This is a genomic window from Hydrogenophaga sp. L310, assembly GCF_055703065.1.
Genome location: NZ_JBVPZA010000005.1, coordinates 1 through 15,093, shown reverse-complemented (window position 1 = coordinate 15,093; position 15,093 = coordinate 1). Strand labels below are relative to the sequence as shown.

The window sequence follows — 15,093 nt, the reverse complement described above, 5'->3', positions numbered from 1 at the left end:
GCCACCGACGATTTTTCCGTTCGCGCATCGACCACATGATCGACCTGCGCCTCCCGCTGGCCGTGCTGGCCTCGCGCATGCCCTGGCAGGAGATCGAAGCGTGGGTGGCCCAGGTCTTCTCTCACAAAGGCCGCGCCGGTGTGGCCATGCCCGATCTGGACCTCTTCGGTGAACAGGTACAGCGCGCTGCTGTTTCCAGCAACGCAGCGCGCCCTCGCGTGCCGCTGCGCATCATGATTGCGCTGCTTTACCTCAAACACGCCTTCAACGACTCCGACGAGGGCGTGGTGGCCCGCTGGGCCGATACGCCGCGCTGGCAGTTCTTCTCGGGCTGTGCTTATTACGAAGACCGCCAGCCCCGCGACGGCACCACCCTGGTCAAGTTCCGTCAGTTGTTGGGCGAGGAAGGTGTGGAAGAACTGCTGGCGCAGACCATCAACGTGGCCGTCTAACTCAAACTGATCAAACCGCAGGAGCCCTCCCGCGTGATCGTGGACAGCACGGTGCAGCACAAGGCGATTGCCCATCCCACCGACAGCCGTTTGCTGGAGACCGCCCGGTTGAATTTGGTCCAGGCGGCCAAGGAGACGGGCATTGATCTGAAGCAGACCTTTGCCAAGGAAGGCAGGGACCTGAGCCGCTAGGCCGGGCGCTATGCCCATGCCCGGCAATTCAAGCGCATGCGCCGCACCATCAAACGCCAGAGAACCATCGTCGCTCGCCTGCAGCGCGAGATCGACCGCAAGGCCAGTGCCATCGGGGCGGCAGTGCGCGAAGCACTGGGCGAGACCTTGAACAAGGCCCATCGCATCGTGGCCCAGAGCGGCCAGCGCAAAGCGGTGGATGGACAGCCCAAGCTCTACGCCTGGCATGCGCCCGAGGTGGACTGCATCAGCAAGGGCAAGGCCCGAACGCCCTACGAGTTCGGGGTCAAGGTGGGCATTGCCAGCACGCTGCAGGGCAACCTGATCGTGGGCTCACGAGCCTTCCAAGGTAACCCTTACGACGGCCACACCCTCAACGAGCAACTGGAGCAGGCGAGCATCCTGATGCAAGACAGCCGGTCAAAGCCAGCGACGGCGTTCGTTGATCTGGGCTATCGGGGTGTGGACGCACAACCCGGATGTGCATATCGTGCACCGGGGCAAGGCCAAGCGGATCAGCGAGCAAGAGCGACGCGAGCTCAGGCGTCGTCAGGCCATTGAGCCGATCATCGGCCACCTCAAAGCCGATCACCGCATGGACCGTTGTCACCTCAAGGGAGAAACCGGCGACCGGCTGCATTCGGTGCTGTGTGCGGCGGGCTACAACATCCGCTGGCTGCTGCGCATGATCGCCCGCAAGGGCATCATCTTCTTGCAAAGCCTTTATTTGCGCCTGTGCTCGGTAGCGAGCTTGTCACTGAAATGGCAACACGCGTTGGACTCTTGGTCCACTCGAGCTCTCACCCGCGCCACTTTCGCGGATCATCAGCGACATCTGTTCCAGCGCCAGATCGCAGCTGCCGGCGTGCACACTGGTGATGCTGCCCGGGTGGCCCGAGGCGGCCAGCCGGATGAACGAGAAACACTCTTCACCGCGCAACTCGGCCAGGAAGATGCGGTCTGGCTTCATGCGCAGGCAGGCTTCGAGCAAAGACTTGGCGGTGACCCGCGCCGTGCCCTGGGCGTCCTTGCTGTAGAAAAGGTGAACCACGTTGGGGTGGTTGGGCAAGGTGAGTTCGGCGGTGTCCTGGATGGTGATCAGGCGCTCGTGTTTCGGCACCTCTTCGACCAGGCCTTTCATGAACGTGGTCTTGCCCGAGCCGGTTTTGCCGCTGACCACGATGGTGCGGTGGTGGCGCACGGCCAGGCGCATGAAGTCGGCGTAACGGTCAGCGGCCTTCAAGGCCAGCAGTTCGCGCTCAAAGGGCTGCAGGCCGTCGTTGTGCTCCGGATTCGGTGCGGCGACCTTTTCGCCTACGCGGCCGAACAAGCCGTCTTGCTCGAAGTCACTCAGCCGGAGCACCACGTTCGACGGCTTGCGGATGGTGATGGACACGGTGCCGCGTGGCACTGCGGGTGGTATGGCGAACTGGATGCGCTCGCCAGTGGGCAGAGTGGCCGACAGCAGCGGGCGTTCCTGGTTGATCTGCTGGTCGCAGTAGGTGGCCAGCGCCGTGGCCAGAGACAGGCAACGCTCCTGGGTCATGGCCGGTGCGTTGACCGCTTGCCAACCGTTCACGGTTTCCACCTGCAGCTCGCCGGGGCGGTTCACGCAGACCTCCAGCACGCCTGGGGCGTCCAGCTCTTCGCGCAGCGGGCGCAGGAACTCCACCACCGAGGTCGCGTCGCCGCACCAGCCGTCGAGCGGGTCTTCTTCAATGCCGGGCAGGGTGTTCATCGCTTTCACCTTTCCCGCGGCTGGAGTTCGTAGACCGAGGAAAAGTCCACGTCGCGGGCGACGTAGATGCCGACGATGCCGCCCTGGTTCTGGTACAGCAGGGGCGGGATGTTGATGGTGCTGTCCAGCACCTTCTCGGCCAGCTTGCTGGTGTTGTCGGTGGTGGATGGCAGGACGATGGTGTCGGCCTGCTGGTCTTGCGTCTGGTTCTGGATCAGCAGCTTGACCGAATCGTCGATCAGCGAGAGCAGCATGGCGGCGCCGATGCGTTCACCCCAGCGGTTGTCCACGTAACCATCAATGCCGGACTCGCCGAGTTGGCCGGTGCCGGGCGACTCAATGTCCACCGTCACGCCATGGGGTGTTCGCACCCGGGTCCATAACACCGGTATGCGGACCATGCCGGGGCGGACCGACGAGATGCGGTACTCGCCGTCCAGGTGCGAGCCGCGTTCGATCAGCAGCACGCGCCCGTTGTCGCCGTACACGTTGCGCTGAACCTGGCAGCCCACCAGGCCTGAGGTGGCACTGATCACCCTGGTTTTGAGGGCGCAGGTGAAGGCCGTGCCCTTGGGCAGCGTGAGGCTGCGGTCGCCCAGTGTGCTGGCCGCGACCTTGGGTGTGGCGGAGCCTTGCAGTTGACCGCCGAACAGGCCCGCAGAAGACGCAGGCAGACCCGCGCCCGATGAGGCACCTGCCATCGAGCCGAGGGCGCCGAGGTCGGCCGTATCTCTACCCTGGCCACTGGCCATCGCCGTGCTCTGGGTCAGGTTGTCGAGCAGGCCCTGCAGTTGTCTCTGGTAGGACTGCAGGTTGCGGCTGGTGCTGGCCACTGGATCGTCCGTGTCGGCCGTGGCTTGGCCGGGAACCGTTGCGTTGGGCATGCCCGCCGAGCTGGAGTGCCCGCCAGGACGAGAAGACACGATCAGCACCGGTGCATCGTCGGCCGAGAGGCCTTTGGGCGCAGCAGTCCCGCCGCTGCGCACCCCAATGGGCTCAGCCGCCTCAGTGGTTGGCAGCAAAGCGGGCACACGCGGCGCGGGTGGTGCCGTCATGTCCAGTGCGCGTGTACCGGCGCTGGCGGCCGAGGGTTTGTCACGCACCAGCTTGGCGTCTTGGTCTGTTGCCGGTCCGCTGGTGAGGTAGCGGTTGATGGCAAAGCCCGCAAAAAGCACCAGGGTCAACACCATCATGCCGAGCCCCAGCGCGCCCTTGCGCGACCAGTTGGTACTGCGTGCGGCCGTCACCTGGGGTATACCGGGCTCTCCCGGCAAAGGTGTGATGGTGTTGCCGTCCGCAGGATCTGCGGTCGACGGGTTGTGGGCGTTGGTTTGGTCGTTCATGGCCTGACTCCGTTGGGGCGGTTGTCAAGAGAGGCGTTGGCAGCCTTAAGCACCCGCTGCACGCCCGGAACGGTGGTCGCACCTTCCGCTGGGGCGCCGTCCAGATCAAAGGCCTCGTTCCAGATGCCCACGACCGCGTTGCCCGCTCGCAGCATCAGTTGCCGGCTGACGCGGTCCACCACCAGCAGGTCGTCTTCCATCCGGGCATTGACCAGGGTTTCACTGCCATCGCCGAGCACATGAAAGACCGCAGGGACTTCGCGGTTGCCCGGTAAGCGCAGGTAGGTGAATCGCCCGTCGTCGTAGATCAGGGTTGGCACGATGTCTTGCGAGCCCGCACCTTCGGCCAGCGAATACTGGGTGTTCATCACCGTGTGACTGGCCTGCAGTCGTTCAGCCACCACCTGTTGGGGCGTCGGCTGGTATGGCAAAGGGGGCAGGGTGGCGAGTGCTGCGAGGTCTTTAGCTGACAGGCCCGAGGCGGGCTTGGGCTGTGCCGGCGCCTTGACGGTCAAGCGGTAGACCGGCTGTTGCCGATCGCCGTCGGGCAGGACCACGAAGCGCAGCGCATGCGTGCGACGGTCCGTGACCACGGCCAGGTTGTTGGGCGCATCCGCACCGGATTTGGCTTTGACGAAGAGGTTACGGCCCCCTGGCTGAGCGGCCACGCACCAGACGGCATCGGCCTTACTGCAATCGCCGCCTTGGCCTGCGGCCACTTCGGTGATCACTTCGTCTTGGGCGAGCACCACCAGGGTCACCATGCCCCGTTTGACGGGGACGGTCACCACTGCCGTTGGGTCGTAGACCACGTCGCGCAGGCGCGGGTCGGCGGATTTCGGATTCGCTTGAGCGAACAGGCTCAAAGACGCGGCGCAGGCTGCCAGCAGCGTCAAGACAGTGCGCTTCATGGCCGTGCTCCCGCTGCCTGGGTGTTGATTTCGGGGTCTGACCGGTAGGCGGTGACCACGAAGCCGAAAGGGTTCTCCAGCCGGTCGGCTTCTTTGGCGAGCACCTTGGGCTGGTACTGGAAGACGATGCTGGCCACGTGGCGGGTTGTGACGTCCGGCAAGTTGCGGTCGGTCAGACGGACCACTTTGTCGTAGGTGACGGTGGCGTCGCTCAGGTTGCCGCTGCGCCCGGAAGCCCGCAAGCGCACCCCCACGATGTTGATGCGCCATTCTTCAGCCGCGCCGATCTTCTTCTGCAGCGCGCCTTCGCCCTCGAACTGCCGGTTGTATTCGGCGAACACGCCCGGCACGGCCATGCGCGCCACCTGGTCAAAGTCGCGCTGCAGGAACATCCAGCTGTAGCTTTCGCGTGCACGCACGAAGGCGGCCAGGTTGTGCTTGTCCAGCGCCTCCATGGCGGGGATGGTTTCTTCGCTCAGCCGCTGCTGGATGGTGGTTTCGCCGGTGACGCGGTCCACCACGATGGGAATCTCCACCACGCGGCGCAGCGGTCCCTGCACGAACACGGCAGCGATGCCGATCAGGCCCAGAATCAAACCGGCCACCGCGACCCGCCAGGCCCTGCGCTCCGAGCGTTCGAGCATCAGCGCACGGTCGATTTCCCAGTCGCGGTTCGCGTTGAATGGCGCCGATTCGGCCTCGGTGGAAGGTTCAGGGGGGCGTTTTGGCCATGCGGCGGCTTTACCTGACAACAGGATGGCACTCATGGGGTTCTCCGGTGGGTCTGGGTGGCGGCGGGACTCAGGCGGGTTTACGGCAGAAAGTCAGCCACCTTGCCGGTGCGACCCAGCATCTGAAGCTGCCGTTCGCGCTCGCGAGATCGGGCAATGCGCTCTTCGCTGTCGGCCATGCCCTGCAGCATCTGTACTTGCGACACCTCGTGTGCCAGCAGGGCGTTTTCAGCGCCGATGCGGGCCTGGATTTCCAGCACCGACTTCTGATCGGTGGTGGCGTTGATCTGTGACATCAGCGACTGGATCTGCGTGAGTCGGCCCGCCGCGGTCTGCATGGCGTCTTGCAGCAGCCCTTTTTGTTGATAGGGCTGAGCCAGAGCGGCCTGGCATTGGGTGCGTGCGTCGCCGGTGAGGTCCATGCAGTTGTAGATCATGCTCACGTCGCGCAGCACCTTGGCCGTGGCGTTGAGCCCGCTGTAGCCCGACGTGTTGACCGCGTTGAGGTAGGTGAAGGCCTCGGCCGGGATGTAGTTCTTCAGCAGTGGGTTGTTGAACACATCGCCCAGGTTCCGGATGCCGTTGATGCTCTCGATTTGGGTTTGCAGTTGTCGAATCTGTTGAATCTGGTTGTTGATCTTGGTGATGTCGTTGATGACCTGCTGGACGGTCTGAACCAGGTTGGCCACGTCGATCACGGGGATGCCGGTGGCTCGGGCCTGGGTTGCGCCCAGAGCAATGAGGACGGCAGCGGCAACTTTGAGGCGGGTGTGCATGGTGAACTCCTTGGTGGGTGGGGTGGTCAGGACCGGCCGCGTTGGGCGGCGAGTTTGTAAGCGGCGGAGCGGGCAGCGCCGACGCCTCGGCGGGCCATGGATGCGGCGGTGTGTGGAAGACCGGCGCCTGCGCGGATGACGCCGCCAGCGCTAGCGGCGGCGGCGCTGGCGCTTCGGGCGGATGACGCAGAACGCAGGCCCGAAACCATCATGGCGTTCTGGATCATCTGGATGCCCTGTTGGATGGCGGCACCTCCGGTGAGGGCCGAGGCCAGACTGGGCGCCTGAAAGCAGATGATCGCCATGAGGACCATGACGACGCAGTACTTCAGGCTTTCCCCGACGACGTTGAATGTCGAGCCCTGAAATCCACCGTTGACCTGAACGGTTTGCACAATCGCATCGCCCATGAACGCGCTGATACCCAAGGCGAAAAATGCAAACCAGGTCAGTACGACGGCGTTCAACACCATCGACAACCAGCTGTCGAAAAAGCGTGCGGTGGGGCGCCAGGCCAGGCACAAGACGAACAGTGGACCTACGGAGATCACGAACGTGAGGAAGAGCTTGGCCAGCGTGACGACGAAGAGGGCGATGCAAAGAAAGACGACGTTGCCGATGGAGCAGACCACGGCAGCGAAGAGCAGGTCCAGACGCATGATTCCCGCGTCCTTCAGCAGATCGAGTACCAATTGGCTGGCACCGTCATTGAACCGGTCCAACAGCGCGTAGGGAGAGGAGATCGTGGTGGGGTCTGCGGCTGCCGGTAGAAACGTGGTGGCCACCCCCGTAGCCAGCGCATTGGCGGTGTCGGCCACATTCGCGATGTAAAAAGCCGATTGCAGAGCAAATGCCAGCACCAGGCCGATCTTGAATACCTTCCAGAGAAAGGTGGGCACCGTCTCTGGAACCTCGTTGCGCAGAACGGCCCATCCATACAGCGCTACCCAGATCGTCATCGCCGTCAGTGCGATCGGTGCGATCCCGGTCATGAGCGAACCCACGACGCCGAGCACGTAAGTGCTCAGGACCGCATCGAACTGTGAGCCGACCCAGGCAAACATGGGATTTCTCCTCGGCTATTGAACAGCGCTGACAGGGAGGCTTTTCAGGCTGACGCAGTTTCCCGAAATGTCGGGTTGCGCGCACTGCACCCATTGGCCTTTGATCTTCACGATCCACGTGCGTGATCGCTTTTCAACCCCGTAGGTCGAGGGTCGACAGGTCGTGGGCCGTGCAAAGACTTCGGTGCACTCGACCAGCCCCGAATTGCTCTCCAGCATCTTCCAGCCACCGCCAGCGCAGCCAGGCTTGGCGGCTGGGCATGGCGAGCCTAAGGCCACCGACGGGAGCGGCGGCACTTCCACCTTTTGGGTGCCATCGGTCATGACACGGACCGCCTCATTGCCTTTGACGAACTGGGCCGAGGCGGCGCTGGCGGCCAACGCGAAGGCGATCAGCGCAAACCATTGAGCGTGGGGTTTCATGGGGTTCTCCTTGAAGTACGGGATTTGCGATCCTGAACCTCGCGCAGCAGCTCGGGAAGCCACAGAAACGGATCGCTACCGTGCCGTTCACGAACGGTGTCGAGCAGGGCCACGTTGTCGGTGGTCGCCGAGAGCACGGTGATGAAATCGTCCATGCCACTGAGGTCCAGCTCGCAGATGGCGCTGCTGTGGCCTTGTTTCACGAGGAATCGGCGCCCGCCTTGTGCGCCGAGGCTGCGCACGATGCTGAATTCGGCCTCGCTGAGCCCAAAGCCTTCGACATACTCCTCGCGCATCGCCTCCGGGTTGGCCAGGAATATCTTGGTCACGCTTTGTTCGACCATGGTTCGCCCGATGGGGTGGCGCAGCACATCGGACGGGCTCTGGGTGTCGAAAATGCCCAGGCCGTTTTGCTTGCGGATGGTCTTCTGCTTCTGTTTGGCGAAGTCGCTGAAGATCTCGTGGCCCAGCGCTTTCCAGAACTCCGAGATCACATAGATCAGGCGTTCGCCGTTGACCAGCTCTTCCATCACCTGCAGCAGGTAGAGCATGACCGGCGTGCGCACCTCGGGCAGGTCCAGGAACTCGGTGGTGTCGAAGGCAATCACCGATGCCGCGTCCAGGTCCGCCAACTGGTCGTTGGCTTGGTCGAACACCCAGCCCAGGGCGCCACTTTCACACCAGCGCCCGAGCCTCTCGTATAGGCTGTTTTCACCCGACTTCGGCAGGTTTTGGCGAACCGTCGAGAAGCGGCGCAGAGCTGTTGGCATCGTGGCCACCGTCTTGACGGCGTCGGCAATCGCGCGCTCATCGGCCGGCAGCAAAGGCAGGGCGGGCGTGGCGATGCAAATCCGGATCAGCTGTTCCCAGAACTGGATGCGTGCTGGCGTGGGGTCGCGCTGCAGCGGGTTCAGGTGGGTGGGCTTGCCCGCTTCAAGGGTGAAGTACCGACCGTTCAAGGCCCGTATCGCGATCTCGCAACCCCGGTCCAGGTCAAACAGCACCAGCCTTGGAGCCGGGTTCCACTTGCGGGTGAGCGTGAGCAGGAACATCTCCAGCGTGGTCTTACCGACGCCGGTGGATCCGATGATGATGGTGTTGCCGGGCAGCTTCTTGTCGGCAGAGTCTTCGCCTTCCGGGCTGCTGTGCAGGTTCAAATAGAAGGGCTGGCCCGATGGGGTGCGCAGCAAGGCCAACGCCTCCCCCCAAGGATTGCCGTCGCGCTTGCCCCGGGCAAAGTTGTGACCGCTGGCCAGGGCCGCGAAAGCGCGGGACGACAGCTTGGCATCGCGCGGGCGCCACTGCCAGTTGCCGGGCATCTGGGCAAACCAGGCGGCATCGGCCACCAGATCCACCGGCGACATCTGCAGGCTGGACGCTTCGCCCACCGCGCCAATCGCCTGTGCAGCCCGTCGCCCGGCATCGGCCAGGCTGTCTTCCCCTGGCTGACCGAACACCACCAGGCTGTAGTGGTACTCGCCCATGCAGTACTGACCGTCGCCCAGCTCGTTCATCGCTTCGTCCATGTCGGCGATCTGGCTGGCCACCACATCGTCGCTGGCGATCAGCTGGTCGCGTTGCAGCTCCAGCGCACGCATGGCTTCGCGCCGGGGCAGTATCGAGAAGCTCTGAGTTTCGATGAATTCGCTGTCTTCATACAGCAGCGAGTTCAGGATGCCCGGCTCCACCGCGTCGGCGTATTCCTTGATGTCCACCAGGGCCGCGCAACGGCGCTGTTCGCCATGTCGAAGTTCCAGCTTGTCACCACCGAAGGACAGGCGGGTGGTGGGCAAGGTGCGGTACAGCGGCCCTGCCGCAAGGGGCACTGGCCTCCAGCTGCCGTTGACCAGGTAGCCCAGAAACTCGGCCAGTTCGGAGTACCGCCTTGGACCTTGCATGCGAGCCCCCAGCAGTTGAGGGCCAAAGCCGCGCAGCACCCGGCGCACGAAAGCCGTTCGTTCTTCCATCACGCGCAAGGCTTCGGCATGCGCTGCGGCAATGGCGGTCTTTGAACGCTGGGTCGATTGCAGCGCCCGGCTGAGGCGTGAGGCATTGGGCCGGTAGACGAGCGTCAGGTACAGCTCGTTGCTCATCATGGCGTGCTTGCCCAGCCTGGCCTGGTAGGCCTGTGATAGGTCCCGTGCGAAGCCAGATTGCAGCGGGTCTTCCAGTTGGTCGTGGATCTTTCGGTGGAGCCGATGAGTCCACACGGCCCATTGGCCGCCGGCCAGGTTGCGCAACAGGCTGCACAGGGCCTCATGCCGTTCGGCGATCAGGTGTTCATCAGCGCATTCGAAGGCCACGCCGTCGAGGCGCCACACGCGCATGAAGTCGCCCCCACGCGTGATGACGTCGTTTTCGCTGACCAGTGAGGAGAAAGGCACAAACCGCGTGAGCGGGTTCTCCTTCAGCGCCTGTGCCCAATGGCGCGGTTGTGGCTGACCTGTAGCAGGGCGCCCAGAGCGACGAGGGCCCGCGCCGACAGATCGGTCAAACATGCCAAACATCGGAGCCTCCCCGGTAGAGCGTAGGCGAGTAGCTGCGCGCGCGCCAGAACCGCCGGTTGCGGTCGTGCAGCTTCAGCTTGAGGACCACAAAGATCTGCCGGAACCGCTGGTCATCACGGGCTGTCAACCAGCGCATCCAGAGCAACACCGGTGCAATGGAAAGGACCACACCCAGCGCAAGCCACCAGCTCACCAGGATGCCGCCCCACATGATCAGCAACATGCCGGTGCCAAACAGGATCACCAGCGGCACCAGCGGAATGCCCAGCTTCATGGCCGGGCGCGTGGCGCCCTTGTAGATGGCTTCGGCCTGCATGGTCTGCACCTTCAGCCTTCAGCTGACGATGTAGCTGGCGAAGGCCGCAGCTCCACCCACCAGCGTGCCACCAATCAGCACATTGGCCACATCGGCCAGGCGAGCGCCTTGGAAGATCATCTTGAAGCCCGCCCAGATGATCGCGATGGTCACCACCGCAATCGATATCGTCACCAGGATGGTGTTGACGTTGGTGACCGTGGTGTTGATCTTGTCGAAGCCCTGTGCCCAGCTCTTTGAGGCTGCAGCCAACATCAGCAGGGCGGTTGCGAGGTGGCGCTGTGGTACGAAGAGACGAATGCGGGTCATGACGGCTCCTTAATGGGGGTGTGTTGACTGATGGGGAGAGGGTTGCGGGCTGCGGCGACCACCTTGCCCACGTAGCCATGGCGAAAGCCGGTGGTGAAGTTGCCGCTGTAGTAGCAGGAGAGCGCAGCGCGCAGGGCTACCTGGTCGCCCGATCTGCTGGGTGACTTGCGTCGCGCCCGCTCGAAACACTCGCTCAACACCGTCTGCATGGCGGCCAGGTTGGAGCAAGGTTCGAAGGCCGATTCCAGCGACAGGCCCAGGCGCTGGAAGTTGCCCATGTTGATCTGGCCGAGGCCCACGCTGAAGTTGCGGCCAGCGGCCTGCAGAGCCAGCGCGGTGGCCAATGCCTCGGTGCGGTGGCGGGGTTGGCGTTGCAGCGAACCGCCTACGACGCCAATGGCCCAGGGGTTGAAGGCGCTTTCGACGGCGACGAGCGCGTGTGCTGTGGTCAGGTGGACCTGTGGCGCGCAGGCCAAGGCCAGTGCCGCGAAGGTGGATGCTTCCATGGCGCAGCCCTCACGGACGGGAGCGAAGCCAGGTGGCGTGGTCGTTGTCGTACTGGGTGTCCCAAGTGCCCAGCTGGGACTTCGCGACCGGGCTGAAGTCCGTCACGGTGTCGCCACCCATATCCCACCAGGTGCGTGTGAACTGCTTGCCGTCGATCGTGACCGTGATCGCCCCGGTGTAGTCGCAGGTGTAGATCGGTCCGCTCTCGGACTCATGCACCCGGGTGTACTGGGGTGGGCAGTTGCCCGGCGCCCGAGCCCACACATGCCGAGCCGAGTTACCTGCGCCAGACATACCGCACGTAGGAAAGGCCTTGCCCCGAGCCAGATCCCGAAGCACCTTTCGGATCGGTGGCACACACTGAGGGACCGACTTCCAGCTCGGTGCCGCAAAGCACAGTAAAACCAGGCAGCCATCGACGGCGCGCGCCGCCGATGGTGCGAGGAGCCCCAAGGTGAGCAACAAGCTGGCGGCGGCGCTCGCCAGCGTTGCCGCCAGGCTTCTCTGCAAGGTTGCCGCTTTCGTGGAATGCCAGCACAGGGTGTTGGCGAGAGGTGCATGGTTCATGGTCAAGTCCTCGGTTCGACGTTGTTCGTGAGGTGGCAGTGCTTGCCGTTTCTCTGAACACCGTGAGGTCAATGTAGGACTTGAAACCCCCTGTGCTGCTGCTGGATTTGGGCTGTTTTCCAGCACATTCGCACCATGCGCAGTCGGTGTCTGCTGGGCACGCCGAAAAAAGAAACCCGGCGCGAAGGCCGGGCAAATGCAAAGTCGCTGTCACACGACTTTTCAGGGAGGAGGGCCGACTGTTCAGGCCGACTCGGAACCATTATCGATTCAGGTCGCTTGAAACGCCTACGACAAATTCGGCCTGATGCACAGCAGTGCCCCTCATTGGGAGTACTTCACGTCCGCACCACGGGCATGTCTTCCCATCGCGTTGTGTACTGCGGCGTACGCCGCTCCTGTTTCATCGACCAGCGCCTGCGATCTCCCTCCAGACCGGTACTGCCCAGCAGCACCGTGCCCCGGCCATAGCGCCGGTTGAGCCCATCCAGGGCGCCCATCAACCGGCCTTTGTCCCGTCTCTCACCAGGCTCCTCGTCAAGCAGCAGTTCACCCTGGTGCACCGAAGCCGGTTGAAGCTCCATCTGCATCACCCCAGCCTTGGCGTACAGGAAGTCAGGCTTGTAAATGCAGCGCAGGCCGTTCAGGGCCGCATCGGCGATCAGCGAACTGTCGGCGGTGGGGACGTCGGCACCACGATGGACCGGCTGTACTGAGGATCGGGCCGGAACGGACTGGTCCGCACAAAGGTCAGCACCTGGTTGGCGAGCCCTTCTTGGCGCCGCAACTTCTCGGCCGCCCGGCTGGCGAACTCACTGACGGCTTCACTGAGGTCTTCCAGTGCGGTCACCGGGCGACCAAACGACCGGGTGCAGGCGATTTCCTGTTTGTCTGGTGCCGTGTCTTGCAGAACCACACAGGACTGCCCCTGCAACTCACGCACCGTGCGCTCCAGCACCACCGACCAGCGCTGGCGTACCGTGGCCAGGTCCATGCGGGCGAGATCGAGCACCGTGTGGATGCCACCCTCTTTGAGCTGCGCCGCAATGCGACGGCCCACGCCCCAGACTTCCTCGACCGGCGTGGCCGCCAGCACCGCATCCCGTGCTGTTGGTTCCAGTGCAGCCAGGTTGCAGATTTGAGCCAGTTCGACGGGGTAGCTGCCGGGTTTGCGTTCGGCCGTCTTGGCGATGTGGTTGGCCAGCTTGGCCAGGGTCTTGGTCTGCCCGATGCCGATACAGCAGGGGATGCCCACCCACTGCAACACCCTTTCGCGGATCACCCGACTGCGTTTGACCAGGTCACCCCGGATGCCCGAGAGATCCACAAACGACTCGTCGATGGAATAGATCTCCTGCCGGTGCCCGAGCCCGGCCACCAGGCTCATCATCCGGTCGCTCAGATCGCCATACAGGGGGAAGTTCGCCGACAGGGCCACCAAGCCGTTGGATTCGGCCATGTGCCGGATCTTGAACCAGGGTGCGCCCATGGCAATGCCCAAGGCCTTGGCCTCGTTGGAACGGGCAATCGCACAACCGTCGTTGGAAAGCACCACCACCGGTTTGGCGTTCAGGCTGGGGCGGAACACACGCTCGCAAGAGACGTAGAAATTGTTGCCATCGACCAGGGCATACAGCGGAAAAGCCATGAAACACGCTCAACCAGATTCGCCTGCGTCAGCGCTTGAACTGCTTGATCGCCGCGATCACCACGCCCCAGACCTCGACCGTCTGGCCTTCGGTGGGCACGATGTCGGCGAAGGTTGGGTTGGCAGCCTTTAGCTTGAGCCGCCCCCCGCGTTGCCAGAGCTGCTTGCAGGTGAAGTCCCCATCGACCACCGCCACCACAATCTGGCCGTGGCTGGGCTTGATTGCCCGGTCCACCAGCAGCACATCCCCATCGAAGATGCCCGCCTCACGCATGGACTCACCCCGCACCGTCATGCTGTAGGTGGCCTGTGGATGTTTGATCAGGTGTTCGAGCACGTCGATGCGTTTGGCCTGGAAATCCTCCGCCGGCGACGGAAAACCCGCTCGAATCCGGGATTCAAGTTGGAAGGCGGGAAGGGCGCATTCGACCAAGGGCCTCGGTGGGCTGCAGCTTCCTGACGCTGCACCAGGGAACTGGGCTGATAACAGGTGATCTTCTACAATACTGGACATAACAAAGGGGTATCCACTTAGCTCCAGTCATCGTAAATGCTGGATGGATAACCAGTATTGAATGGTATGCCAGTCAGGCAAACAGTCAAGCCTTTTTCACCACGTCCCGGTACGTCACCGGTGCTGTCACGACCGCTTGTTGCAGCAACCGATAGAACAACATGCCGCGTGAGTTGGATGTGCGGCGATTGAAGCGGAACACGAACTCATCCAGGTAGGCATCCAGGTGTTCGGGCTGCACCGAGCCATGGTGTGTGCCCAGAATCCAGCGCTGCACCAGAGCCGCCACCCGATGCACGCCAGCCATCGAGACATGAGCCGGAACGTTGGAGCCCAACATGACCGTGCGCTGATGGACGAAGCCCAGGTCTTTCAATGTCAGGTAGGCAGCCGAGCCGTCGGTACGCACCTGTGCGCCAGGCTCGATAACCTCCTCCACGAACGGAATCACACAAGCAGCGGAGTCATTGGCAATGCGGCGCAGGCGGATGCGGCCGAATCCTTTGGGGTCCAGCATCTCCACGGCCATGACCACCAGCACCTTGCTCGTGCTGCTCTTGCGCCCTTTGGGTGAGATGGGGTTTCGCCTGTCTGTGATGGCCAGATAGGTCTCGTCAACTTCGACCAACCCTTTGAGCTGTTCGCGACCCGGTCGAACCATGGCACGACGAAGCCGATGCAGCATGGTCCAAGCGGTCTGATAGCTGCCCAGTCCCAGCACGCGCTGTAGACCCAACGCGCTCACGCCTTGCTTCTGATTGGTCAGGTACCAAGCCGCAGCCAGCCAAACGCGCAGTGGCGTTCGGGTCTTCTCGAAGATGGTGCCGGCGGTCACCGAACTCTGGTGTTGGCAACTCGGGCACATCAGCCGGGTACGCGTCGCACGATAGGCATCGCCTACGCAGCCGCAGCGCGGGCAGACAAAACCTTGGGACCACCGCAGCCGCTCCAGATAGGCAAGGCACGCCTCTTCGGTGGCAAACCAGTCAAGAAACTCGTTCCAAGTCTGCGGATAGTCTTTTCCGGGCGTTGGCGCTAAAGTATGGATATCCATCCAGTTATTCTGCATCTGCTGGAGCTAAGTGGATACCCCTT

General features: G+C 63.3%; 14 protein-coding genes and 2 pseudogenes. 1 reads left to right on the top strand and 15 read right to left on the bottom strand.

Annotated features, from left to right (window positions below):
* Positions 1-35: 35 nt before the first annotated feature.
* A pseudogene (locus tag AC0GNO_RS10355) lies at positions 36-1,407 on the top strand (IS5 family transposase); the annotation flags it as partial.
* On the opposite strand, the gene virB11 reads toward AC0GNO_RS10355, so the two are convergent.
* The 15 genes and pseudogenes from virB11 to AC0GNO_RS10280 form a co-directional block, all read right to left on the bottom strand.
* Entirely contained in the window at positions 1,399-2,382 is a 984-nt protein-coding gene (gene virB11 / locus AC0GNO_RS10350; protein ID WP_472904015.1) for a P-type DNA transfer ATPase VirB11, read from the bottom strand. The pseudogene AC0GNO_RS10355 and the gene virB11 overlap by 9 nt on opposite strands.
* Positions 2,383-2,387: 5 nt before the next feature.
* A complete protein-coding gene (gene virB10, locus AC0GNO_RS10345) occupies positions 2,388-3,725 on the bottom strand; it encodes a type IV secretion system protein VirB10 (RefSeq protein ID WP_008904117.1) in 1,338 nt (445 codons plus the stop codon).
* Positions 3,722-4,621: a TrbG/VirB9 family P-type conjugative transfer protein gene (locus AC0GNO_RS10340; RefSeq protein ID WP_472903934.1), complete on the bottom strand. Its 900-nt coding sequence runs from the start codon at positions 4,619-4,621 to the stop codon at positions 3,722-3,724. The genes virB10 and AC0GNO_RS10340 overlap by 4 nt, the downstream gene beginning before the upstream one ends.
* A gap of 11 nt (positions 4,622-4,632) precedes the next feature.
* On the bottom strand, positions 4,633-5,403 hold the full coding sequence (locus tag AC0GNO_RS10335) for a VirB8 family type IV secretion system protein (RefSeq protein WP_008904119.1): 771 nt from the start codon (positions 5,401-5,403) through the stop codon (positions 4,633-4,635).
* A 44-nt stretch (positions 5,404-5,447) separates the two neighbouring features.
* On the bottom strand, positions 5,448-6,143 hold the full coding sequence (locus AC0GNO_RS10330) for a TrbJ/VirB5 family protein (protein ID WP_008904120.1): 696 nt from the start codon (positions 6,141-6,143) through the stop codon (positions 5,448-5,450).
* A 26-nt stretch (positions 6,144-6,169) separates the two neighbouring features.
* A complete protein-coding gene (locus tag AC0GNO_RS10325; protein WP_008904121.1) occupies positions 6,170-7,207 on the bottom strand; it encodes a TrbL/VirB6 family protein in 1,038 nt (345 codons plus the stop codon).
* 15 nt (positions 7,208-7,222) lie between these two features.
* Positions 7,223-7,630 (bottom strand): hypothetical protein, encoded by a 408-nt coding sequence (locus AC0GNO_RS10320; RefSeq protein WP_008904122.1) that lies wholly within the window; start codon positions 7,628-7,630, stop codon positions 7,223-7,225.
* On the bottom strand, positions 7,627-10,128 hold the full coding sequence (locus tag AC0GNO_RS10315; protein WP_305714364.1) for a VirB4 family type IV secretion/conjugal transfer ATPase: 2,502 nt from the start codon (positions 10,126-10,128) through the stop codon (positions 7,627-7,629). The genes AC0GNO_RS10320 and AC0GNO_RS10315 overlap by 4 nt, the downstream gene beginning before the upstream one ends.
* On the bottom strand, positions 10,121-10,453 hold the full coding sequence (locus AC0GNO_RS10310) for a VirB3 family type IV secretion system protein (protein ID WP_034693592.1): 333 nt from the start codon (positions 10,451-10,453) through the stop codon (positions 10,121-10,123). Before AC0GNO_RS10310 ends, AC0GNO_RS10315 begins: the two co-directional genes overlap by 8 nt.
* Positions 10,454-10,471: 18 nt before the next feature.
* The gene (locus AC0GNO_RS10305; RefSeq protein WP_008904125.1) at positions 10,472-10,762 is read right to left on the bottom strand and encodes a TrbC/VirB2 family protein; all 291 of its coding nucleotides are present in this window, start codon (positions 10,760-10,762) and stop codon (positions 10,472-10,474) included.
* On the bottom strand, positions 10,759-11,268 hold the full coding sequence (locus tag AC0GNO_RS10300) for a lytic transglycosylase domain-containing protein (protein WP_008904126.1): 510 nt from the start codon (positions 11,266-11,268) through the stop codon (positions 10,759-10,761). Before AC0GNO_RS10300 ends, AC0GNO_RS10305 begins: the two co-directional genes overlap by 4 nt.
* 10 nt (positions 11,269-11,278) lie before the next feature.
* Positions 11,279-11,488, bottom strand: a complete 210-nt coding sequence (locus AC0GNO_RS10295; protein ID WP_237707216.1) for a hypothetical protein — start codon at positions 11,486-11,488, stop codon at positions 11,279-11,281.
* Positions 11,489-12,174: 686 nt separating this feature from the next.
* Positions 12,175-13,472: pseudogene (locus AC0GNO_RS10290) on the bottom strand (Y-family DNA polymerase).
* A gap of 40 nt (positions 13,473-13,512) precedes the next feature.
* A complete protein-coding gene (locus AC0GNO_RS10285; protein WP_008904128.1) occupies positions 13,513-13,917 on the bottom strand; it encodes a LexA family protein in 405 nt (134 codons plus the stop codon).
* A gap of 166 nt (positions 13,918-14,083) precedes the next feature.
* Entirely contained in the window at positions 14,084-15,052 is a 969-nt protein-coding gene (locus tag AC0GNO_RS10280; protein WP_034693535.1) for an IS1595-like element ISAisp8 family transposase, read from the bottom strand.
* Between the last annotated feature and the right edge of the window lie 41 nt (positions 15,053-15,093).

Bases quoted from the DNA above. Each gene is read 5' to 3' on its own strand.
- virB11 (WP_472904015.1), bottom strand. From the start codon at position 2,382: ATGAACACCCTGCCCGGCATTGAAGAAGACCCGCTCGACGGCTGGTGC.
- virB10 (WP_008904117.1), bottom strand. From the start codon at position 3,725: ATGAACGACCAAACCAACGCCCACAACCCGTCGACCGCAGATCCTGCG.
- AC0GNO_RS10335 (WP_008904119.1), bottom strand. From the start codon at position 5,403: ATGAGTGCCATCCTGTTGTCAGGTAAAGCCGCCGCATGGCCAAAACGC.
- AC0GNO_RS10330 (WP_008904120.1), bottom strand. From the start codon at position 6,143: ATGCACACCCGCCTCAAAGTTGCCGCTGCCGTCCTCATTGCTCTGGGC.
- AC0GNO_RS10325 (WP_008904121.1), bottom strand. From the start codon at position 7,207: ATGTTTGCCTGGGTCGGCTCACAGTTCGATGCGGTCCTGAGCACTTAC.
- AC0GNO_RS10320 (WP_008904122.1), bottom strand. From the start codon at position 7,630: ATGAAACCCCACGCTCAATGGTTTGCGCTGATCGCCTTCGCGTTGGCC.
- AC0GNO_RS10315 (WP_305714364.1), bottom strand. From the start codon at position 10,128: ATGTTTGACCGATCTGTCGGCGCGGGCCCTCGTCGCTCTGGGCGCCCT.
- AC0GNO_RS10310 (WP_034693592.1), bottom strand. From the start codon at position 10,453: ATGCAGGCCGAAGCCATCTACAAGGGCGCCACGCGCCCGGCCATGAAG.
- AC0GNO_RS10305 (WP_008904125.1), bottom strand. From the start codon at position 10,762: ATGACCCGCATTCGTCTCTTCGTACCACAGCGCCACCTCGCAACCGCC.
- AC0GNO_RS10300 (WP_008904126.1), bottom strand. From the start codon at position 11,268: ATGGAAGCATCCACCTTCGCGGCACTGGCCTTGGCCTGCGCGCCACAG.
- AC0GNO_RS10280 (WP_034693535.1), bottom strand. From the start codon at position 15,052: ATGGATATCCATACTTTAGCGCCAACGCCCGGAAAAGACTATCCGCAG.